This is a genomic window from Providencia sp. CIM-Carb-044 (assembly GCF_033901115.1).
Lineage (GTDB): Bacteria > Pseudomonadota > Gammaproteobacteria > Enterobacterales > Enterobacteriaceae > Providencia > Providencia hangzhouensis.
Window position 1 is genome coordinate 1 of record NZ_JAXADV010000090.1, and the last position, 277, is coordinate 277.

Here is a 277-nt window from a genome sequence, read left to right on the forward strand (position 1 = left end):
ACTGTTTTTTCGCCTCAGCCAGTTCGGCTTCTAACGCCACCTTCTCGGCAGCCTTCGCCGTCTGCTCGGCTAAGGACGCTTGAATTTTTTCCGCTTGTTGTGCTTTTTGTTGCAATTCGGCAGCAAGCTGCTGGTTTTTCTCCGCTAAGGCTTTTGCGTCTGCTTGCTGTTTGGCGAGTGCCTCACGGGTGGTTTGGCTCTCCGTTTCAGCTTTCTTCAACCCGTCTTCTTTTTGCTTCAACAAAGCGAGTTGTTTGTTTAAATCCGCCGTCAACGC

The 277-nt window shown here is 50.9% G+C and carries 1 pseudogene; it reads right to left on the bottom strand.

What is annotated here, in order from left to right:
* Window positions 1-277, bottom strand: a pseudogene (locus tag SJ312_RS23420) (hypothetical protein); the annotation flags it as partial.